17 protein-coding genes and 1 tRNA gene are annotated in these 20,449 nt (G+C 74.8%); 7 read left to right on the top strand and 11 right to left on the bottom strand.

The genetic code is table 11. The annotated features are described in order from the left end of the window. Window positions 1-29: 29 nt before the first annotated feature. The 5 genes from ASG41_RS01120 to ASG41_RS01100 form a co-directional block, all read right to left on the bottom strand. A complete protein-coding gene (locus ASG41_RS01120) occupies window positions 30-215 on the bottom strand; it encodes a DUF6104 family protein (protein WP_056288528.1) in 186 nt (61 codons plus the stop codon). An 18-nt stretch (window positions 216-233) separates the two neighbouring features. Then, window positions 234-4,064 carry a multifunctional oxoglutarate decarboxylase/oxoglutarate dehydrogenase thiamine pyrophosphate-binding subunit/dihydrolipoyllysine-residue succinyltransferase subunit gene (locus ASG41_RS01115; RefSeq protein ID WP_255352946.1) on the bottom strand — a complete coding sequence of 1,277 codons (3,831 nt, stop codon included), beginning with the start codon at window positions 4,062-4,064 and terminating at the stop codon, window positions 234-236. Window positions 4,065-4,204: 140 nt separating this feature from the next. Next, window positions 4,205-5,065 carry an ankyrin repeat domain-containing protein gene (locus ASG41_RS01110; RefSeq protein WP_304438009.1) on the bottom strand — a complete coding sequence of 287 codons (861 nt, stop codon included), beginning with the start codon at window positions 5,063-5,065 and terminating at the stop codon, window positions 4,205-4,207. Between the two features lie 75 nt (window positions 5,066-5,140). After that, a complete protein-coding gene (locus ASG41_RS01105) occupies window positions 5,141-5,896 on the bottom strand; it encodes an ABC transporter permease (RefSeq protein ID WP_056288522.1) in 756 nt (251 codons plus the stop codon). Next, entirely contained in the window at window positions 5,893-6,870 is a 978-nt protein-coding gene (locus ASG41_RS01100) for an ABC transporter ATP-binding protein (protein WP_235564290.1), read from the bottom strand. Before ASG41_RS01100 ends, ASG41_RS01105 begins: the two co-directional genes overlap by 4 nt. Window positions 6,871-7,019: 149 nt before the next feature. On the opposite strand from ASG41_RS01100, the gene ASG41_RS01095 reads away from it, so the two are divergent. Genes ASG41_RS01095 through ASG41_RS01085 form a run of 3 tightly spaced genes read left to right on the top strand, consistent with a single transcriptional unit; the run spans window position 7,020 to window position 10,250 of the window. Beyond that, window positions 7,020-7,478: a universal stress protein gene (locus tag ASG41_RS01095; RefSeq protein ID WP_056290028.1), complete on the top strand. Its 459-nt coding sequence runs from the start codon at window positions 7,020-7,022 to the stop codon at window positions 7,476-7,478. Window positions 7,479-7,491: 13 nt separating this feature from the next. After that, a complete protein-coding gene (locus tag ASG41_RS01090) occupies window positions 7,492-8,589 on the top strand; it encodes an adenylate/guanylate cyclase domain-containing protein (protein ID WP_056288519.1) in 1,098 nt (365 codons plus the stop codon). Window positions 8,590-8,618: 29 nt separating this feature from the next. Continuing rightward, the gene (locus ASG41_RS01085) at window positions 8,619-10,250 is read left to right on the top strand and encodes an ABC-F family ATP-binding cassette domain-containing protein (protein ID WP_056290025.1); all 1,632 of its coding nucleotides are present in this window, start codon (window positions 8,619-8,621) and stop codon (window positions 10,248-10,250) included. On the opposite strand, the gene ASG41_RS01080 is transcribed toward ASG41_RS01085, so the two are convergent. The 6 genes from ASG41_RS01080 to ASG41_RS01055 form a co-directional block, all read right to left on the bottom strand. Beyond that, window positions 10,222-11,028, bottom strand: coding sequence for a hypothetical protein (locus ASG41_RS01080; protein WP_056288516.1), 807 nt, complete (start codon window positions 11,026-11,028; stop codon window positions 10,222-10,224). The two genes, ASG41_RS01085 and ASG41_RS01080, sit on opposite strands and share 29 nt — an antisense overlap. 135 nt (window positions 11,029-11,163) lie before the next feature. Beyond that, complete coding sequence (locus tag ASG41_RS01075; protein ID WP_056288513.1) at window positions 11,164-12,348, bottom strand: MFS transporter; 1,185 nt, start codon at window positions 12,346-12,348, stop codon at window positions 11,164-11,166. Further along, the gene (locus ASG41_RS01070; protein ID WP_056288511.1) at window positions 12,345-12,848 is read right to left on the bottom strand and encodes an SRPBCC family protein; all 504 of its coding nucleotides are present in this window, start codon (window positions 12,846-12,848) and stop codon (window positions 12,345-12,347) included. Before ASG41_RS01070 ends, ASG41_RS01075 begins: the two co-directional genes overlap by 4 nt. Window positions 12,849-12,939: 91 nt before the next feature. After that, window positions 12,940-13,014: transfer RNA gene (locus ASG41_RS01065), tRNA-Arg, on the bottom strand. 63 nt (window positions 13,015-13,077) lie between these two features. Further along, window positions 13,078-13,779 (bottom strand): DUF305 domain-containing protein, encoded by a 702-nt coding sequence (locus tag ASG41_RS01060; protein ID WP_056288508.1) that lies wholly within the window; start codon window positions 13,777-13,779, stop codon window positions 13,078-13,080. Then, window positions 13,776-14,624: a DUF3105 domain-containing protein gene (locus ASG41_RS01055; protein ID WP_056288505.1), complete on the bottom strand. Its 849-nt coding sequence runs from the start codon at window positions 14,622-14,624 to the stop codon at window positions 13,776-13,778. Before ASG41_RS01055 ends, ASG41_RS01060 begins: the two co-directional genes overlap by 4 nt. 247 nt (window positions 14,625-14,871) lie before the next feature. On the opposite strand from ASG41_RS01055, the gene argS reads away from it, so the two are divergent. Genes argS through thrC form a run of 4 tightly spaced genes read left to right on the top strand, consistent with a single transcriptional unit; the run spans window position 14,872 to window position 20,448 of the window. Next, window positions 14,872-16,533, top strand: a complete 1,662-nt coding sequence (gene argS, locus ASG41_RS01050; protein WP_056290023.1) for an arginine--tRNA ligase — start codon at window positions 14,872-14,874, stop codon at window positions 16,531-16,533. Then, a complete protein-coding gene (gene lysA, locus ASG41_RS01045; RefSeq protein ID WP_056288500.1) occupies window positions 16,530-18,011 on the top strand; it encodes a diaminopimelate decarboxylase in 1,482 nt (493 codons plus the stop codon). The genes argS and lysA overlap by 4 nt, the downstream gene beginning before the upstream one ends. After that, window positions 18,008-19,360: a homoserine dehydrogenase gene (locus ASG41_RS01040; RefSeq protein ID WP_056288497.1), complete on the top strand. Its 1,353-nt coding sequence runs from the start codon at window positions 18,008-18,010 to the stop codon at window positions 19,358-19,360. The genes lysA and ASG41_RS01040 overlap by 4 nt, the downstream gene beginning before the upstream one ends. Further along, a complete protein-coding gene (gene thrC, locus ASG41_RS01035; RefSeq protein ID WP_056288494.1) occupies window positions 19,357-20,448 on the top strand; it encodes a threonine synthase in 1,092 nt (363 codons plus the stop codon). The genes ASG41_RS01040 and thrC overlap by 4 nt, the downstream gene beginning before the upstream one ends. Window position 20,449: the final 1 nt, after the last annotated feature.

Below are 20,449 nucleotides of genomic sequence, written 5' to 3'. Positions count from 1 at the left end.
CCGTGACCGACCCCTGCTCGGTCCTCGGCTCAGTCCTCGGCGTCGTCGTCCGTGCCGCCGCGGGCCAGCCAGGTGGCCAGCCGCTCGACCGGCACCTCGAAGTCGGGGTGCTGGTCGACGAAGGCCTGCAGCTGGTCACCCAGCCAGGCGAGGGAGACCTCTTCCTCGCCCCGGCGGGTGACCAGCTCCTCGATGCCGCGATCGGTGAAGTACACGGTGTCCTCCCGACGCCGCTACTGGGCGAACGCGCGGGTGACGAGGTCCTTCTGCTCGGCCTCGTGCACCTTGGCGGACCCGACGGCCGGGCTGGCCGAGGCCTTCCGGCTGACGACCGACAGCGACTTCCCGCTCGGCAGGTCGGCCGGCAGGTTGACGGCCATGAACTGCCAGGCGCCCATGTTGGCCGGCTCCTCCTGCACCCAGAACACCTCGGCGGCGTTCGGGTAGCGCTCCAGGGCCTGCACCAGCTCGCTGACCGGCAGCGGGTACAGCTGCTCGACCCGCAGCACGGCGACGTCGTCGATGCCCTGGGCCTCACGGGCGGCGAGCAGGTCGTAGCTGACCTTCCCGCTGCACAGCAGCACCCGGCGGACGGCGGCGTCCTCCAGCGGCTCCCCGCCGACACCCGGGTCGGCCAGCACCGGCCGGAACCGCTCGTCGGTGAAGTCCGCGACCGCGCTGACGGCGGCCTTGGCGCGCAGCAGCGACTTGGGCGTGAAGACCACCAGCGGGCGGTGGGTCTCCGACAGCGCCTGACGACGCAGCAGGTGGAAGTAGTTCGCCGGGGTCGAGCAGTTGGCGACGGTCATGTTGTTCTCCGCGCACAGCTGCAGGAACCGCTCGGGCCGACCGCTGGAGTGGTCGGGCCCCTGGCCCTCCAGGCCGTGCGGCAGCAGCAGCACCACGCCCGACCGCTGGCCCCACTTGGCCTCACCGGAGGAGATGAACTCGTCGATGATCAGCTGGGCGCCGTCGACGAAGTCACCGAACTGGGCCTCCCAGAGGACCAGTGCCTTCTCGTTGGCCACCGAGTAGCCGTACTCGAAGCCGACGGCGGCGTACTCGCTCAGCAGCGAGTCGTAGACGAAGAACTTCGCCTGGTCGGCCGACAGGTTCGCGATCGGCGTGTACTCCTTGGCGTCCACCCGGTCGATGAGCACCGAGTGGCGCTGCACGAAGGTGCCGCGGCGGGAGTCCTGCCCGGCGAGCCGGACCGGCACGCCCTGCATGAGCAGCGACCCGAAGGCCAGCAGCTCGCCCATCGCCCAGTCGACACCGCCCTCGCTGACCATCGCGGCGCGACGCTCCAGCATCTTCTGCAGCTTCGGGTGGACGGTGAAGTCCTCGGGGAAGGAGACGTGCGCGTCCCCGATGGCCTTGAGCACCTCGGTGGAGATGGCGGTCTGCGCCGACTCCGAGGGCCGCTGGTCCATGACCGGCTCGGGCGTGGAGGAGTCCCGCGCGTCGTGGGTCTCGGCGAAGGCCCGCTCCAGCTGCCCGCGGTAGTCCTTGAGCGCCTCCTCGGCCTCGGCCAGGGTGATGTCGCCCCGGCCGACCAGCGCCTCGGTGTACAGCTTCCGCACCGAGCGCTTGCGGTCGATGATGTCGTACATCAGCGGCTGGGTCATCGAGGGGTCGTCGCCCTCGTTGTGGCCCCGGCGGCGGTAGCAGACCAGGTCGATGACGACGTCCTTGCGGAAGGCCTGGCGGTAGTCCATCGCCAGCCGGGCGACCCGCACGCACGCCTCGGGGTCGTCGCCGTTCACGTGGAAGACCGGGGCGCCGATCATCCGGGCGACGTCGGTGGAGTACAGGCTCGAGCGCGCCGCGGCCGGGCTGGTGGTGAAGCCGACCTGGTTGTTGACGACGACGTGCACGGTGCCGCCGGTGCGGTAGCCGCGCAGCTGGGACAGGTTGAGGGTCTCGGCGACCACGCCCTGCCCGGCGAACGCGCTGTCGCCGTGCAGCAGCACCGGCAGCACGGTGAAGCCGGCCTCGCCCTTGTCGATCATGTCCTGCTTGGCCCGCACGATGCCCTCGAGGACCGGGTTGACGGCCTCCAGGTGCGAGGGGTTCGAGGTCAGCGACACCTTGATGTGCGCGTCGCGGGCCGGGTGCTGGAAGGTGCCCTCGGCGCCCAGGTGGTACTTGACGTCGCCGGAGCCCTGCACGGTGCCCGGGTCGATGTTGCCCTCGAACTCCCCGAAGATCTTCGAGTAGGGCTTGTTGAGCACGTTGGCCAGCACGTTGAGCCGGCCGCGGTGCGGCATGCCGATCGCGACCTCGTCGAGCTCGTACTCGGTGGCGGCGACCAGCACCTCGTCCAGCAGCGGGATGACCGACTCGCCGCCCTCGAGGGAGAACCGCTTCTGACCGACGTACTTGGTCTGCAGGAAGGTCTCGAAGGCCTCAGCGGCGTTGAGCCGGGCCAGGACGCGCTTCTGCTTGTCCCGGTCGGGGCTGTCGTGCTTGACCTCGATGCGCTTCTGGAGCCACTCGCGCTCCTCGGGGTCGGTGATGTGCATGTACTCCACGCCGACGGTGCGGCAGTAGGAGTTGCGCAGCACGCCGAGCACGTCGCGCAGCGGCATGACCTTCTCCCCGGCGAACCCGCCGACCGGGAACTGCCGGTCGAGGTCCCACAGGGTCAGGCCGTGCTGGGTGATGTCCAGGTCGGGGTGGGTGCGGACCTTGAACTCGAGCGGGTCGGTGTCGGCCATCAGGTGGCCGTTGCGCCGGTAGGCCTCGATCAGCTCGACGACGCGGGCGCCCTTGTCGATCTGCCCCTCGTGCCGGACGGTGACGTCAGGGACCCAGCGGACCGGCTCGTAGGGGATCCGCAGCGCGGCGAAGACCTCGTCGTAGAAGCCGTCCTTGCCCAGCAGCAGGCCGTGCAGCTTGCGCAGGAAGTCCCCGGACTGGGCGCCCTGGATGATCCGGTGGTCGTAGGTCGAGGTGAGCGTGATCGTCTTCGCGACCGCGAGGTCGGTCAGGGTCTCCGGGCTCATCCCCTGGAACTCGGCCGGGTAGTCCATGGCGCCGACGCCGACGATGGTGCCCTGGCCGGTGGTCAGCCGGGGCACGGAGTGGTTGGTGCCGACGGTGCCGGGGTTGGTCAGCGAGACCGTGGTCCCGGTGAAGTCCTCCATCGTCAGCTTGCCGCCGCGGGCCCGGCGGATGACGTCCTCGTAGGCGCCCCAGAAGGCGGCGAAGTCCATCTCCTCGGCGCCCTTGATGTTGGCCACGACCAGGGAGCGGCTGCCGTCGGCCTTGGGCAGGTCGATGGCCAGGCCGAAGTTGACGTGCTCGGGCTGCACGACGTGCGGCTTGCCGTCGATCTCGGCGAAGGCGGCGTTCATCTCCGGGAAGTCGTCCAGCGCCCGGACCAGCGCGTAGCCGATCAGGTGGGTGAAGGAGACCTTCCCGCCGCGGGAGCGGGCGAGGTGGTTGTTGATGACGATGCGGTTGTCGACCAGCATCTTCGCCGGGACGGCGCGCACGCTGGTGGCCGTCGGGACGGTCAGCGAGGCGTTCATGTTCTTCACGACGCTGGCCGCGGCACCGCGCAGCACGCTCTGCCGGGGGCCGGCGCCGGCCGCGGCGGCCGGCTTGGCCGCAGGCTTCGGGGCGGGCTTGGCCGCGACCTGCTGGTCGGCCCGCTCGGCCGGCTTGGCCACCACGGTGCCGGCGCTCTGGGGCTCCGGGGCGACGGCCTTCGGCGTCGGCGCGGGCGCCTGGGCCGGGACGTCGGTGGTGCTGGGCCGGGTGGCGGAGGCCTCGGCGTCGGCCGGGGCGGGCTTCTGCGCCGCCGGCTGAGCAGGGGCCGGCGGCGCCGGGGGCGCGGGGGGCTCCGGGGGCGCGGCCGGTGCGGCCTCCGCGCGGTCCTCGCCGGCGGACACCGGGCTGCCGGGACGGTAGTCGTCGAAGAAGTCGTGCCACGCCTGGTCGACGCTTCCGGGGTCGGCGAGGTACTGCTGGTACATCTCCTCGACCAGCCACTCGTTGGTGCCGAACCCAGCCGCCGCGGCGGAGGAGTTGGTGGGGGAGGGCCGGGATGAGCTCACGCTTGACACGGGGTCGAGTGCCTTCTTCGTCTGTGGACGTCGTTGGACCGGTTGCCGACTCTACCGGCCCCGGAGGGGGTCCGTCCGGCGTGTGGTGACCCGTCGCACGTGGCCCGGCTCACCTCTCGCCGTCCGGGTCGTCAGGTGGAGCTGGTGTGCTGCTCGAGCTGGTCGACCAGGGCGTCCCAGCCGGTACGCCCGTCCTGGCTGCCCGCGCGGTGCTGGGCGGCGGAGACCCGGGCGATGTCCAGGGCGCTGGCCCCGTCCGACGTCGTCTCCTCCACGTCGGCCCCGGCCGCCAGCAACTGGGCCACGATCCCGGGCGTTTCGCCGTCGGGGCCGGCGCCGACCGCGGTGTGCAGCGCGGTCCGTCCGGTGTCGGGGTCCCGGCGTCCTGGGTGTGCCCCGGCGGCCAGCAGCGCCCGGACGACGTCGGGGTGCCCGCCACCGGCCGCGGCCTGCAGCGCCCCGCCGTCGGGGTCCGCGCCCCGGTCGACGAGCAGCTGCACCGCGTCCAGGTGGCCGCCGAACGCCGCCCAGGTGAGCAGGGCGACGTCGCTGTGCGGGTCGGTCAGCGGCGCGCCGCCGTCCAGCTCGGCGACGAGCCGGGTGGTGTCACCGGTGTAGGCCGCGGTGGCGGCGTCCACCCGGGCGCCCAGGCCCTCCAGCACCGGTACCAGGTCCGGTGCGTGCTCGAGGGCCACCTGCAGCGGGGTCCGGCCGTGCTCGGTGCGGGCCTCGAGGTCCGCACCGGCGCCGGCCAGCGCCTCGACGGCGTCCCGGCGCCCGGCCGCGACGGCGAGGTGCAGCGGGGTCCAGCCGTCCTGCCCGTCGCGCTCCACGGTCGTGGTGAGCAGCCGGGGCTGGTCGGTGACCGCGGAGCGGACCGCGTCGGTGTCGCCCGCGGCGATCAGCCCGGACAGTCGCTGGGCGGTCATCCGCAGCGCGCGCATCTCCCCGGTGGAGGGGGCGGCGGCGGTGGGACCGGTCGTCTCGGTCATCGGTGACCCCGTCTCGTCGTCGTGCTGGCGGCGGTGGGTGGGTGGTGCGGGTCGGGCTGGGGTCCGTGCGGTCGGTCAGACCACGTCGCGGCGGACCGCCAGGAGCGTCCCGAGCACGGCGGCGAGCAGACCGTATCCGAGCAGGAGCAGGCCGCCCTGCCAGGCGGTGAGCAGGTCCGGCCCCTCGAAGGTCGCGGTCATCGCCTCGAGGGCCCCGCCCGGCAGGAACTTGTAGGCACCCGACGTGGCGGGGACGCTGCGCAGGATCGACTCGACCACGAACAGGTAGACCAGCGAGCCCACGACCGCGGCGACCTGGTTGCGCACCAGGGCCCCCACGCCGACGCCGATCACCGCGTAGACGACCAGGGCCAGCCCCGAGCGCAGCAGCACGCCCAGGGTGTCCCCGGACCAGTCCGGGGCACCTCCCCGCGCGGCGCCGTACACCGAGGCCACCACGACCGTGGTCGCCACGACCGCGACGGCGAGCACCGCCCCGGCCACGGCGTAGGCGACCACCTTGGCCAGCACGACCCGGCCACGCCGGGGCGCGACCAGGAACGTCGGGGTGGCGGTGCGGTGCCGGTACTCCTGCGTCATCCCGATCACGCCCAGCACGAGGCTGATGATCGTGACCTGGGCCGGGATGGCGGCGATGAGCTGGCTGAAGGCCTCGGTGCCCACCGCGGGGGTCCCGTTCTCGGCGCCGGCCAGCCCGGTGAACAGCGCGGTGAAGCCGCCGGCCATCAGGCAGCCGACGAGGACGAGCCACAGGCCCACGCGGGTGCTGGTCAGCTTGGTCCACTCGGCGCGGACGAGGCGGGCGGTCACGCGGCGCTCCCGGGGGTGGTCGTGTCGGGGGACCCGGCGCTGTACTGCTCCGCGCCGGCGGTGAGCCGGAAGTACGTCTCCTCCAGGCCCGAGGTGCGGCCGTGCAGCTCGTGCAGCTCGACGCCGTCGACGAAGGCCCGGTGGCCGATCTCCGCCGTGCTGGCCCCGGTGACGGTGAGGGTGTCGGGGCCGGTGGTCTGCACCTGTGCCCCGGCGGCGGACAGCGCCGCGGCGAGACGGGCCGCCTCGGGGCTGCGCACCTGCACGGTGCCGGCCCCGGCGTCGGCGGCGAGCTCGGCCAGCGAGCCCTCCCGGACCAGGCGGCCCGCGCCCACGATCACCACCCGGTCCGCGGTCTGCTCGACCTCGGAGAGCAGGTGGGAGGAGATGAGCACCGTGCGGCCCTGGTCGTGCGCCAGGTGCCGCAGGAAGCGGCGCAGCCACTGGATGCCCTCGGGGTCCAGGCCGTTGGCCGGCTCGTCGAGGACCAGCACGGCCGGGTCACCCAGCAGCGCCGTCGCCAGCCCCAGCCGCTGTCGCATGCCCAGCGAGTAGTTGCCCGCCTTGCGCCGGCCGGCCGGGGTCAGCCCGACCTGGTCCAGCACCGCGTCGGCGCGGGACACCGGCAGGCCCGCGGCGCGGCAGTACACCCGGAGGTGGTCGCGGCCGGTGCGGCCGGGGTGGAAGGCCGTCTCCAGCACCGCGCCGACCTGCCGGGTGGGCTCGGTGAGCTGGGCGTAGGGGGTGCCGTTGAACGTCGTCGTCCCGGAGTCGGGGGTGATGAGGCCCAGGGCCATCCGCAGCGTGGTGGTCTTCCCGGCGCCGTTGGGGCCCAGGAAGCCGGTCACCTGCCCCGGTTCGACGGTGAAGCCCAGGTCGGACACGGCGCGGACCGAGCCGAAGCTCTTGGTCAGACCCCGGACCTCGACCCGGACCTGCCCTGCTGGTGCGGTGCTGCTGCTGATCGTGCTCACCCCTGTCCGCTCTCCCGTGACGACCGGCCCATCCAACCGCACCGGGACCGTCTCGGAGGAGACCGCCGGGTGGACGTCGGGTGTCCGGGCCGCGCGCGGTGGTGACCCCCGACACGCCGCACGGCGGCAGCTCGGCTACGGTCCGGCCCGTGACTGCCTACCGCACGGTCGTCGTCGGCACCGACGGGTCGGAGTCCTCGCTGCGGGCGGTCGCCCGGGCCGGGGCGCTGGCCGGGGCGTGCGGGGGGACGCTGGTCATCGCCTGCGCCTACCTGCCCACCGACGCCGACGACCGCGACGTGCAGCGCACCGCCGACGTCCTCAAGGACGAGGCCTACCAGGTGATGGGGTCCTCGCCGGCGGAGGAGACGGTGCGCACGGCACACGAGCGGGCGCTGGCCGCGGGCGCCGGCCAGGTCAGGACGGTCGCCGTCGTGGGTTCGCCGGTCGAGGCGCTGCTGGACGTCGTCCGCCGGGAGCAGGCCGACCTGCTGGTGGTGGGCAACCGCGGGCTCAACGGCATCAAGGGCCGGCTGCTGGGCTCGGTGCCCGCCGACGCGACGCGCCGCTCGTCGGTCGACGTGCTGATCGTGCACACCACGGACTGACCCCACGGACGACGTGACCGGTCCGGGGACCACGGACGGGCAGCCCGGGGACACGCGCGCGGCGCTGGACCGGCTGCTGCTCGGTGGACCACGCCGGTGGACCCGGCTGGAGGTCGCCGAGCGCGCCGGGATGCCGCCGGCGCGCACCCAGCGGCTGTGGCGGGCGCTCGGCTTCGCCGACGTCGAGGACGACGCCCCGGTCTTCGCCGACGCCGACGTCGACGCGCTCACCGCACTGTCGGCGCTGATCGACTCGGGCTTCGTCGACGTCGACACCGAGGCCTCGATCGCCCGGGCCATGGGCCAGTCGCTGGCCCGGCTGGCCGACTGGCAGACCGACATGCTGGCCGCCCTGCTGGCCCCGGGGGACCGGGACACCGCCGCGGTGGTCGACGCCGCGCAGGTGCTGCTGCCGCTCATGCGCGACGTGCAGACCTACGTGTGGCGCCGGCACCTGGCCGCCAACGCCGACCGGCTGCTCGCCGCCGAGCCCGGCGCCGCGGTGGACCGCCGCGAGCTCGCGGTCGGGTTCGCCGACCTGGTCGGGTACACCTCCCGCAGCCGCGGCATGGACGGGCGCGAGCTGGGCGTGATGGTGGAGGACTTCGAGGGCCTGACCGCCGACCTGGTCTCCCGGCACGCCGGCCGGGTGGTCAAGACCGTCGGCGACGGCGTGCTCTTCACCTGCCCGACCGCGGCGCAGGCGGTGGAGATCGGGCTGCGACTGCCTGAGGAGTGGGCCGCCCCCGACCGCCCCCCGCTGCGCGTGGGCGCGGCCTACGGACCGGTGCTGACCCGGCTGGGCGACGTCTACTCACCGGTGGTGAACCTGGCCAGCCGGCTGACCTCGCTGGGCCGGCCCGGGACCCTGCTGGTGGACCGCGAGCTGGCCCGCCGGCTGCGCGGGCGGCGTGCCTACCGGGTGCGGCCGCTGCGCCGGGTCTCGGTGCGTGGCTACGACCACCTGCAGCCGTGGCTGGTCCGTCGGCGCGAGGGCGAACCGGTCCCGGCGCTGGACTCCTTCGAGGAACTGCTCGACGAGATCGCCGACGACGTGCTGGACGACGTGCTCGACCCCGACCCCGACCCCCGGGACACCGCCCGCGGGTGACCCGGACGCGCCGGGGGACCATGTCCGGCGTGAGTGCCACCCTGCTGGCCCGCGGCCTGGCCGCCGGGCACGGCGCACGAGTCCTGTTCGCCGACCTGGACCTGGTCGTCGCCCCCGGTGACGTCGTCGGTCTCGTCGGGGTCAACGGGGCCGGCAAGTCCACCCTGCTGCGCACCCTGGCCGGCCTGCTCCCCGCCGAGGCGGGCGCGGTCACGCTGTCCCCGCCCTCGGCCACCGTCGGCTACCTCCCGCAGGAGCACGAACGCCGGGACGGCGAGACGGTGCTGGCCGCGCTCGCCCGGCGGACCGGCGTCGCCGACGCCCAGCAGGTGATGGACGACGCCCTGGAGGCGCTCAGCGCCGGCACCCCCGACGACGGGTACGCCGACGCCCTGGAGCGCTGGCTGGCCCTGGGTGGGGCGGACCTGGAGGAGCGCGCGGTCGAGGTGGTGGCGCAGGTGGCCCCCGGGGTCGCCCTGGACGCGCCGATGACCGGGCTGTCCGGGGGGCAGGCGGCCCGGGTGGGGCTGGCCTCGCTGCTGCTGTCGCGCTACGACGTGCTGCTGCTCGACGAGCCGACCAACGACCTGGACCTGGCCGGGCTGGACCAGCTGGAGACCTTCGTGCAGGGCCTGCGCACCGGGGTCGTGGTGGTCAGCCACGACCGCGAGTTCCTGTCCCGGACGGTGACCCGGGTCGTCGAGCTGGACCTGGCCCAGCAGCTGGTCCGGGTGCACGACGGCGGCTACGAGGCCTACCTGACCGAGCGGGAGGTCGACCGCCGGCACGCCCGGGAGTCCTACGACGAGTTCGCCGACACCAAGGCCGGTCTCGAGGCGCGGGCCCGGATGCAGAAGAACTGGATGGCCAAGGGCGTCCGGGACTCCATCAAGAAGAGCAAGGACGGCGACAAGCACGTCAAGGCCGCCAACCGGTCCTCCTCGGAGAAGCAGGCGGCCAAGGCCAAGCAGACCGAGCGCCGGATCGAGCGGCTGGAGGTGGTGGAGGAGCCCCGCAAGGAGTGGGAGCTGCGGATGGAGATCGCCGCCGCGCCTCGGGCCGGCGCGGTCGTGGCCACCCTGCGCGGGGCCGTCGTCCGGCTGGGGGACTTCACGCTGGGCCCGGTGGACCTGCAGGTCGACTGGGGCGACCGGGTGGCCATCACCGGGACCAACGGGTCGGGCAAGTCCACCCTGCTGGCCGCGCTGCTGGGCCGGCTGCCGGTGGACGAGGGCCACGCGTCGCTGGGCTCGGGGGTGCGCCTGGGCGAGGTGGACCAGGCCCGCGGCCGCTTCCTGGGTCCCGAGCGGCTGGCCGAGGCGTTCGGCGCCGAGGTCCCCGACCTGCCCGACGCCGAGGTCCGCACGCTGCTGGCCAAGTTCGGGCTCCGCGCCGACCACGTGCTGCGCCCGGCCGAGACGCTCAGCCCGGGGGAGCGGACCCGGGCCGGGCTGGCGCTGCTGCAGGCCCGCGGGGTGAACGTGCTCGTCCTCGACGAACCCACCAACCACCTGGACCTGCCGGCCATCGAGCAGCTGGAGCAGGCACTCGCCGACTACACCGGCACGCTGCTGCTGGTCACCCACGACCGCCGGATGCTCGAGGCCGTGCAGACCACCCGGCGGCTCACCGTCAACGGCGGGCGGCTCTCCGAGGACTGACCACCGGCGCCGGTGCGACCGGGTCTGCGACGTGCGTGCGGGCCCGGTGCGGGTGGCTCATCGGCCGAGGCGGGTCGGCCTCCAGCACCGCGGCGATCGCGTACTCCGCCAGCGCGGCGACCTCGGCGGCGGTGCCCCGGCGCGGGTCGATCGCCGGCAGCTGGTGCAGCTCGACCACCAGCCCGCTGCTGCCCAGCACCCGGGAGGCGCTGCGCCACCAGGACTCCCCGGTGGCCTGCGCGGCCGCCGTCGTCGGCCGGTCGGCGAGCCGGAAGCGGACGGCCACCGGGCACACCGGCACGCCCGCGGCCAGTGCCGGGGCGACGGCGGCGGGCCGGAAGCGGCCCAGCCCCGTGCCGCAGGTGGCGTGCTCCTCGGGGCGGACCAGCACGCTGCGGCCCGCGCTCAGCTCGGCGGTCACCCGGTCGGCCCGCACGGTCGCCAGGCCCGGCCAGCCGGCCTCGTCCTCCACCGGCAGCGCCGCGACCGCGGTCCGCAGCGCCAGGTCGTCCACCCAGGACACCCGGTTGGCCACGACCAGCCGCGCCCCCCGCGGCCAGGCGACGGCCGGCGGGACCAGGCGCACCCGGACGCCGGCGGCGGTCAGCAGCCGGGCGGCCGTGCAGACCCCGTGCCGGCGGCCGTCACCGGCCGGCGGACGGGCCGTCGCGCGGGCCAGGGCGCCGGTCAGCGCGAGGGCGCGGCGGCGGCGGAGGGCAGGGGACGCCGTGGGGACGACGTCGACGGTGCAGGCGGTCGAGCAGGGACCGGTGCTCATGACCGTCACGGTGGCCGGTGCAGGTGACCGGGGGGTGGCCCGCAGGCGGCACCACCGCGACGTTCCGGCGGCAGGACCGCGACGACCCACAGCGGCAGGGCCGCGGCGGGCTCAGGCGGCAGGGCCGCGGCGGGCTCAGGCGGGGGACCGGCGCGCGACCAGCACCAGCACCACGGCGGCGAGCGCGGCCGCGGCGGTCAGCAGCACCGGGTACCCCGCGACCGCGGACAGCCCGGCGAGCAGCACGGGGGCGGCGAACCCCACGTACGTCAGGGCGTAGTACACGGCCGTGAGCCCGGCCAGCTCGTGCGGCGGCGCCAGTCGCTGGGTCTCGGTCAGCCCGGCGACCAGGCACCAGCCGTACCCGGCGCCCAGCACGACGGCGGCGCCCAGCACCAGCCACGGCGAGGTCGTGGCGGCGGCCAGCGCGGCCAGCAGCAGCCCGGCGACGACCGCGGCCATCCCGGCCCCGGCCGGACGTCGGGTGTCGACGGCGGCCATCCGGCGGCCCAGCGGCTGCACGGCGAACCCGGTGCCCAGCGTCACGCCGGCGACCACGGCGTTGAAGGCGACCTCGTGGCCGGCCACGGCGGGGGCCACGAGCCCGGGCAGCACCGCGATCGACACCGTCGCACCGCCGAAGACCCACGGCGCCACCGGCGCCACCAGTCCCCGGAAGCGGGGGAGCCGGGCCGAGCGCACCCGCATCCGGGCCAGCACCGACCCGGCCTCCGCTGTCGCGTCCACGGTCTCCGGGGCGCGCCACAGCGGGACCAGCACAGCGGCCATGACGACCAGGTGCGGCACGTAGCAGGTGACCAGCGGAGCCGGGGCCCACTGCGCGACGAGCCCGGCCACGACCGGACCGGACCCGAACCCTGCGGTCAGCGCCATGGCCGCGCGCCGGGCCCCGGTGCCGGCCGGGGCCGTCGGGTCGTGCGGGGGACCGGACAGCTCCTTCACCCACGCACTGCCGGCGGCGAAGGCCGCCCCGCTGGCGAGGCCGGCGAGGAAGCGCCCGGCGTAGAGCGCGGGCAGCCCGCCCAGCATCAGCACCCCGGTCGCCACCAGGCTCACCAGCGCGGCCACCCGGAGCACCGGGGCCCGGCCGTACCGGTCGGACACCGGGCCGAGCACCAGCAGCGCCGGCACCAGGCCCAGCGCGTAGACACCGACGAGGGCGTCCACGGTCGCGACCCCGAAGCCCTCGGCCTGCCGGTAGGCGACCAGCAGGCTGACGAACTGGTTCGCGCCCCACCCGATGCCGAACATGGCGACCGCCACGGGCACCCAGGCCCGGGGCGACGGCGCCGCGGTCATGCCCCGAGCAGCGTCCGCAGGCCGCGCAGGCTGCTGGCGAGGTTGCGCTGCTGGTGGGCGGCGAACGTGCTGCGGGTCAGCACCCGGTCCACGACGGCGGCCAGGGCGTCGGGCCAGCGGCGGTCGTCGGTCCAGGTCTGGGTGACCCGGGTGCCGGTCCGGCCCTCGGGCAGCGCGACCGGCTCCAGGCGGTGCTCCCAGCTGGCGTTGCGCGCCCGCAGCCGCGGGGTGCGCAGCCCGATGGCGCGCACCCGGAACGCGAAGCGCTGTTCGGGGTCTGCGGCGGTGACCACGCACTCGGTGGTCCAGCGGGCCCCGAAGCGCTCGTTGCGCCCGGTGAAGACCTCGCCCACGGCGAGCGGACCGGGGTGCGGTGTGCGGGCGCCGCGGTTCTCGGGGCTGTACCCCGGTGTCCGGGTCGGGTCGGCGACCACGGCCCAGACCGCCGCCGGCGGCGCGTCGACCACGGTGCTGTCCGAGACGGTGGTGGTGCGGGCCAACGGTCCTCCCAAGGTGCTCCGGACGCACGACGGGCCGGGTCCTGGTGGACCCGGCCCGGTGCGTCTCGTGCTGGCGCTGCATCTGGTGCTGTGGTGCCCCCGGCAGGATTCGAACCTGCGCCCCTGCCTCCGGAGGGCAGTGCTCTATCCCCTGAGCTACGGGGGCTCGTGGTGCTGGGGAAGTGGTGGAGACGTTATCAGCCCGGCGTCGTCGTCCCGACCGGGGGGCTCAGGGCGCCGGCAGGGGCGCCGCGCCCCGGGCGGCCAGCATCTGGGCCATGGTCGTGGACTCCGCGGCCTGCGTCTCCGCGATCGACCGGGCCAGCCCGCGGACGACGCCGACCGTGGCGTGGTCGGCGCCCTCGGTCGCCATCTCCAGCCCGCCCTGGTGGTGCCGGATCATCAGCTGCAGGAACCGGACGTCGAACGCCGTCCCGCTCAGCCCGCGCAGCTCGGAGAGCTCGGCCTCGGTGGCCATCCCGGGCATCAGGCCGCCGTCGTCCATGGCGTGGTCGTGGGCGCCGGCGCCCATCCAGGTCATGGTGTCCCGGTTGGTGATCGGGGCGCCCCACAGCGACAGCCAGCCCTGCATGCGGCCGGTCTGGTTGGTCTGGGTGGCCGAGATGTCGAAGGCCAGCTGCCGGACCTCGGGGTCCTCGCTGCGGTCGGGGGCCAGGTTGGCCATCTCCACGGCCTGCAGGTGGTGCCGGGACATGTCCTGGGAGAACCCGACGTCCACCGAGCCGACCCCGGGGGCGTCGGTGCGGCCGATGCCCAGCGCGACGGCGAGCCCGCCGCCGGCCAGCAGGGCGGCCACCGCGATGACGGCGACGAGCAGCCCGGCGACCCAGCGGGCCGGGCCGCGGCGGGCGGGTGTGCCCTCCTCGTCGGGCCCGGCGCCGGCGGTCGGGCTGCTCGTCGCGGTGCTCACGGCGCGGTCGTCGTCTCGCTGTCGGTGGGGACGTCGCCCGAGGCCGATCGGCTGCTGTCGCCCACGACGAGCGGCTGCTCGGCGAAGAGCGGGTTCTCGCAGCTGGCGCCGGGCTCGGGGTAGAGCGCCTCGCCGTCCTCGTCCTGGCCGAAGACGAAGAAGTCGACGAACTGCTCGACGCGCGGGTCGGTGGCGGAGTCGACGGCGAGCTGGTGGTTCCAGGACTGCAGGCTGATCGTGGAGCCCAGGCCGGCGTAGGGGGACAGCATCATCCCGGAGTTGCCCTCGACCAGGTCGGTCAGCGTGGCCAGGTCGTCGTCGCTGATCGCGTCGGCGTCGTAGGTGATCCACACGGCGCCGTGCTCGAGCCCGTGCACCGCGTTCTCGTGCCGGATGTCGACGTCGTAGACGGTGCCCGTGCAGTCGGCCCACTCGCCGTCGTGCGGTCCACCGACCGGCGGGGACTGCTCGTAGGTGACCGGGGTGGTCACGTGCTGCTGGCCGGCGGCGTAGTCGAAGGTCTGCACGCCCTCGATCTGGTCGGCGGCGGTGACCCGGTCGGCGTTGGACCGGTCCACCGCGTAGACCGCGTAGCCGATCACCGCGCCGGCGAAGACGACGACGGCGATCGCGGCGGCGATGAGCCCCCACGGCTTGGGCTTGGCGACGACGGCCTGCTGCGGCCGGGTGCGGCCCTTGCCGGCACCGGGACGCGCGCTCGCGCCCTTGCCGCTGCCGCCCAGGCCCTTGCCGGCCGGGGTGGCGGCCCGGCCGCCGGCGCCCTTGCCGGGCGTGCGCGGGGCGCTGGCGCCGGTCTTGTTCTCGGGCTTGGGGTCCTCGGGCACGGCCTTCTCCAGGTTCTCGGTCGTCGACGCGGGCTCGGGGCGGCGCCGGGTGGCCCGGAGCCCGCCCCGTGCGGGGGCGGCGCGTGTGCACCCGGCCCCGGTGGCCCTGGCCGGCGAGTGTAGGTGGCGGACCTGTGTCCGCCGAGTCCCGCGACGCCGGCCGCGCGCACGTCGGGGGCGGTGTGACCCCCCACACGACGCCGGGAGCGTGGTCAACCCGGTGGCCTGCCTCTTCTACGATCACCAGGTGACACCCGAGCAGCTCAGCGCCCTCGTCCGGTCCGTCGTCGCCGCAGCCGCGCAGCGCGGCGCGCTCGACGTGCCGGTGCCCGACGAGGTCGTCGTCGAGCGTCCCCGCAACCCCGAGCACGGCGACTACGCCACCACGGTGGCCCTGAAGCTGGCCAAGGCCGCGGGCCGCCCGCCCCGTGAGGTGGCCGAGCTGCTGGCCGCGGACCTGCGCGAGCAGGCGGGCATCGAGCGGGTCGACGTCGCGGGTCCGGGCTTCCTCAACGTGACCTTCACCCAGGGCGCGCTGGGCCGGATCGCGGTCGACGCGGTCACGGCGGGCGAGGCCTACGGCCGCACCGACGCCTTCGCCGGTCTGCGGGTGAACCTGGAGTTCGTCTCGGCCAACCCGACCGGGCCGGTGCACATCGGCGGCACCCGGTGGGCCGCCGTCGGCGACGCCCTGGGCCGGCTGCTCACCGCCACCGGCGCCGACGTCAGCCGGGAGTACTACTTCAACGACGCCGGGTCCCAGATCGACCGGTTCGCCCGCAGCCTGGTCGCCGCCGCGCACGGGCAGCCTGCTCCCGAGGACGGCTACGCCGGCACCTACATCGGCGAGATCGCCGCCCAGGTGGTGGCCGCCGAGCCCGGCGTCACCGAGCTGCCCGCCGAGCAGGAGCAGGAGCGCTTCCGGGTCGCCGGCGTCGAGCTGATGTTCGCCGAGATCAAGAGCTCGCTGGCCGGTTTCGGCGTCGTCTTCGACACCTACTTCTCCGAGGCCACACTGCACGCCAGCGGCGCGCTGCAGAAGGCCATCGACACCCTGCGCGAGCGGGGCCACGTCTACGAGGCCGACGGCGCCACCTGGCTGCGGACCACCGACTTCGGCGACGACAAGGACCGGCCGCTGGTCAAGAGCGACGGCGACTACACCTACTTCGCCGCCGACTGCGCCTACTACCAGGACAAGCGCGAGCGCGGCTTCGACAAGGTCGTGATCATGCTCGGCGCCGACCACGCCGGGTACGTGGGCCGGTACAAGGCGCTGGTCTCGGCGCTGGGCGACGACCCGGCCCAGAACCTGGAGATCCTGCTGGGCCAGTTGGTCAACCTGGTCCGCGACGGACAGCCGCTGAAGATGAGCAAGCGGGCCGGCACCGTCATCAACCTGGCCGACCTGGTCGAGGCCGTCGGTGCCGACGCCGCCCGGTACGCCCTGGCGCGGGCCTCGGTCGACCAGCAGATCGACCTGGACCTGGACCTGTGGAGCCGGCAGACCAGCGACAACCCGGTCTTCTACGTCCAGTACGCGCACGCCCGGATCTCCTCGCTGCTGCGGGGCGCCGGTGACCTGGGCATCGCCCTGGGCGGTCCGGACGACGTCGACGCCACGCAGCTCGCCCACCCCCGCGAGACCGACCTGCTCCGCGCGATCGCCGAGTTCCCCCGGGTCGTCACCGCCGCCGCCGAGCTGCGCGCCCCGCACCGGGTGGCGCGCTACCTGGAGGAGCTGGCGGGCACCTACCACCGGTTCTACGACTCGTGCCGGGTGCTGCCACGCGGCGACGAGGAGGTCACCGCCACCACGGTGGCCCGGCTCTGGCTGTGCTCGGCGACGGCCACGGTGCTGCGCAACGGCCTGACCGTGCTCGGCGTGCACGCCCCGGAGCGGATGTGAGAGCGCACCCGGCAGGTCCGCTGCACGGCAACCTGACCCCGCCGTCGGCGGCCGGTGCCCCGCCGGCCTCCCTGGGCGAGCTCGACGGCCAGGTCTGGCCGCGCACGGCCACCCGTGTCGAGGGTGAGCTGCACCTGGGCGGGCGGCCGGTCACCGAGCTGGCCCGGGAGCACGGCACCCCGCTCTTCGTCCTGGACGAGGCCGACTTCCGCGGCCGGGCCGCGGACTTCGCCCGCGCCTTCGACGGCGCCGACGTGCACTACGCCTCCAAGGCCTTCCTGTGCGGGCAGGTCGCCCGGTGGGTCGCCGAGGACGGGCTGCACCTGGACGCCTGCAGCGGCAACGAGCTCGCCCTCGCCCTGGCCGCCGGGTTCCCGGCGCACCGGATCGCGCTGCACGGCAACAACAAGTCGCTGGTCGAGCTGGAGCTGGCCGTGCGGTCGGGCATCGGGCACGTCGTGCTCGACAGCTTCGACGAGATCGACCGCCTGGTGCCGCTGGCCGCCGCCCGGGTCGCCGGGGGAGGGACGCCGGTGCCGGTGCTCATCCGCTCCACCGTCGGCATCGAGGCGCACACCCACGAGTTCATCGCCACCGCCCACGAGGACCAGAAGTTCGGGTTCTCGCTGGCCACCGGCGACGCGCTGGCCGCCGCGGTCCGCTGTGTGGCCGAGCCCGCGCTCGACCTCGCCGGCCTGCACAGCCACATCGGCTCGCAGATCTTCGACACCGCGGGCTTCGAGGCCGCCGCGCACCGCATCGTGGGTCTGATGGGCGCCGTCCGGGACGCCACCGGCGTCGTGCTGGCCGAGCTGAACCTGGGTGGCGGGTTCGGCATCGCCTACCTGCCCGACGACGACCCGGTCGCCGCCGACGACGTCGCGGTCAAGCTGCGCTCGGTGGTCGCCACCGAGTGCGCGGAGCTGGGCCTGCCGGTGCCCCGGCTGGCCGTCGAACCCGGTCGCGCCATCGCCGGCCCCGGCACGGTGACCCTCTACGAGATCGGCACCATCAAGCCGGTCCGGCTGGGCGCCAGCGGTTCCCCCGGCACCCCGATGGTGCGCAACTACGTCTCCGTCGACGGCGGGATGAGCGACAACATCCGCACCGCCCTCTACGACGCCGCCTACACCTGTGTGCTGGCCAACCGGGTCTCCACCGCCCCGCCGGCGCTGTGCCGCGTGGTGGGCAAGCACTGCGAGAGCGGGGACGTGCTGGTCCGCGACCTGTGGCTGCCCTCCGACGTGGCCGCCGGGGACCTCCTCGCGGTCGCCGCCACCGGGGCCTACTGCTGGTCGATGGCCTCGAACTACAACTACCTGCTCAAGCCCCCGGTGGTCGCCGTGCGGGACGGGGTGTCGGCCGAGATCGTCCGACGACAGACACTGTCGGACGTGTTCGCCCTCGACGCCGTCCTCGCGGACGTCCCCGCCCCCGTGCCCGCGCCCTCCCAGCCCGCCGTCGGGACCGCCTCGTGACCGCCACTGCGACCCCGACTGCGACCTCGACTGCGACCCCCACCGCGACCCCCGCGGAGCAGCCCCCGCTGCGGGTCGCGCTGCTGGGCTGCGGCACCGTCGGCTCGGCCGTGCTGCGGCTGCTGACCGACCAGGCCGCCGACATCACCGCCCGGGTCGGGCGCCCGGTGCAGGTGGCCGGCGTCGCCGTCCGGCGGCCCGACCGGCACCCCGAGGTGCCCGCCGAGCTGCTCACCACCGACGCGCAGGCGCTCGTCACCCGGCCCGACGTCGACCTGGTCGTGGAGGTGGTCGGCGGCATCGAGCCGGCCCGCTCGCTGATGCTGGCCGCCTTCGCCGCCGGCAAGTCCGTGGTCAGTGCCAACAAGGCGCTGCTGGCCGACGACGGTGTCGCGCTGCACGCCGCGGCCGCTGCGGCCGGGGTGGACCTGTACTACGAGGCCGCCGTCGCCGGGGCGATCCCGCTGCTGCGCCCGCTGCGGGAGTCCCTGGCCGGGGACCAGCTGACCCGGGTGGTCGGCATCGTCAACGGCACGACGAACTACATCCTCTCGCGGATGGCCGAGACCGGCGCCGGGTTCGCCGAGGCGCTGGCCGAGGCCACCGAGCTCGGGTACGCCGAGGCCGACCCCACCGCCGACGTCGACGGGTTCGACGCCGCCGCCAAGGCCGCGATCCTGGCCTCGCTGGCCTTCCACTCCCCGGTCACCGCCGCCGACGTCTACCGCGAGGGCATCTCCGCGGTGTCCTCCACCGACGTGGCCCGGGCCGCCGAGATCGGCTGCACGGTCAAGCTGCTGGCGATCTGCGAGAAGGTCACCGGGGACGACGGCGACGCCATCGCCGTCCGCGTGCACCCGGCGATGATCCCGACCACGCACCCGCTGGCCGCGGTGGGCGGTGCGTTCAACGCCGTGTTCGTCGAGGCCGAGGCCGCGGGCCAGCTGATGTTCTACGGCCAGGGCGCCGGCGGGGAGCCGACCGCGTCGGCCGTCCTCGGCGACCTCGTCGCGGTGGCTCGCAACCGGGTCGCCGGCGTCGCGGGGCCGGGTACCACCGGGTACGCCGGACTGCCGGTCGCCCCGATGGCCGACACCCCCACGCGCTACCACGTCAGCCTCGACGTCGCGGACCGCCCGGGCGTGCTGGCCACGGTCGCCCAGGAGTTCGCCGCGCACGACGTCTCCATCTCCACCGTCCGTCAGGACGGCGCCGGCGAGGCCGCCACGCTGGTGATCGTCACCCACCGGGCACCGGACGCCGCCCTGTCTGCCACGATCTCCCGGCTCCGCGAGATGCCGGCCGTCCGGGCCGTGACCAGCGTGCTCCGTGTGGAGGGACTCTCATGACCACCGCCCCGCCCCGTCCGGCCTCACCGTTCTGGCCCGGTCTGATCGAGGCCTACCGGGACCGCCTCCCGGTCAGCGAGACCACCCCGGTCATCACGCTGCAGGAGGGCGCCACCCCGCTCGTCCCGGCCCCCGAGCTGTCCCGGCGGACCGGCTGCGACGTCTACCTGAAGGTCGAGGGCGCCAACCCCACCGGCTCCTTCAAGGACCGCGGCATGACGATGGCCATCACCAAGGCCGTCGAGGAGGGCGCGCAGGCAGTCATCTGCGCCTCCACCGGCAACACCTCGGCCAGCGCGGCGGCCTACGCCGCCCGGGCCGGGCTGGTCTGCGCCGTGCTGGTCCCGCAGGGCAAGATCGCCACCGGCAAGCTGGCCCAGGCGCTGGTGCACGGGGCGACGCTGCTGCAGGTCCAGGGCAACTTCGACGACTGCCTGGCGCTGGCCTCCAAGCTGGCCATCGACTACCCGGTCAGCCTGGTCAACAGCGTCAACCAGTTCCGCATCGAGGGCCAGAAGACGGCGTCCTTCGAGATCGTCGACGTCCTGGGCGACGCCCCCGACATCCACTGCCTGCCGGTCGGCAACGCCGGCAACATCACCGCCTACTGGCAGGGCTACCGGGAGTACACGACCTCCTCCGAGACCCCCGGCCCGGCCACCCGCACCCCGCGGATGTGGGGCTTCCAGGCGGCGGGCGCGGCCCCGATCGTCAACGGCGCCGTCGTCGAGCAGCCCAGCACCATCGCCACCGCGATCCGGATCGGCAACCCGGCGTCCTGGACCAAGGCGCTGACCGCCCGCGACGACTCCGGCGGACGCATCGACGCCGTCACCGACCGGGCGATCCTGGCGGCCTACCGGCTGCTGGCCCGCACCGAGGCCGTCTTCGTCGAGCCCGCCTCGGCCGCCTCGGTCGCCGGGCTGCTGCAGGTCGCGGCCGCCGGCGAGCTCGAGCCCGGTCAGACCGTGGTCTGCACGGTCACCGGCAACGGGCTCAAGGACCCGGAGTGGGCGATCTCGGGCGCACCCGCCCCGGTCACCATCCCGGTCGACGCCGCTGCCGCGGCCGCCCAGCTCGGCCTGTAGG

Origin of the sequence: Modestobacter sp. Leaf380 (genome assembly GCF_001424485.1) — a bacterium.
Classification (GTDB): domain Bacteria; phylum Actinomycetota; class Actinomycetes; order Mycobacteriales; family Geodermatophilaceae; genus Klenkia.
The sequence above is the reverse complement of the archived record's forward strand: the minus strand, read 5'-3'. Positions and strand labels throughout refer to the sequence as shown.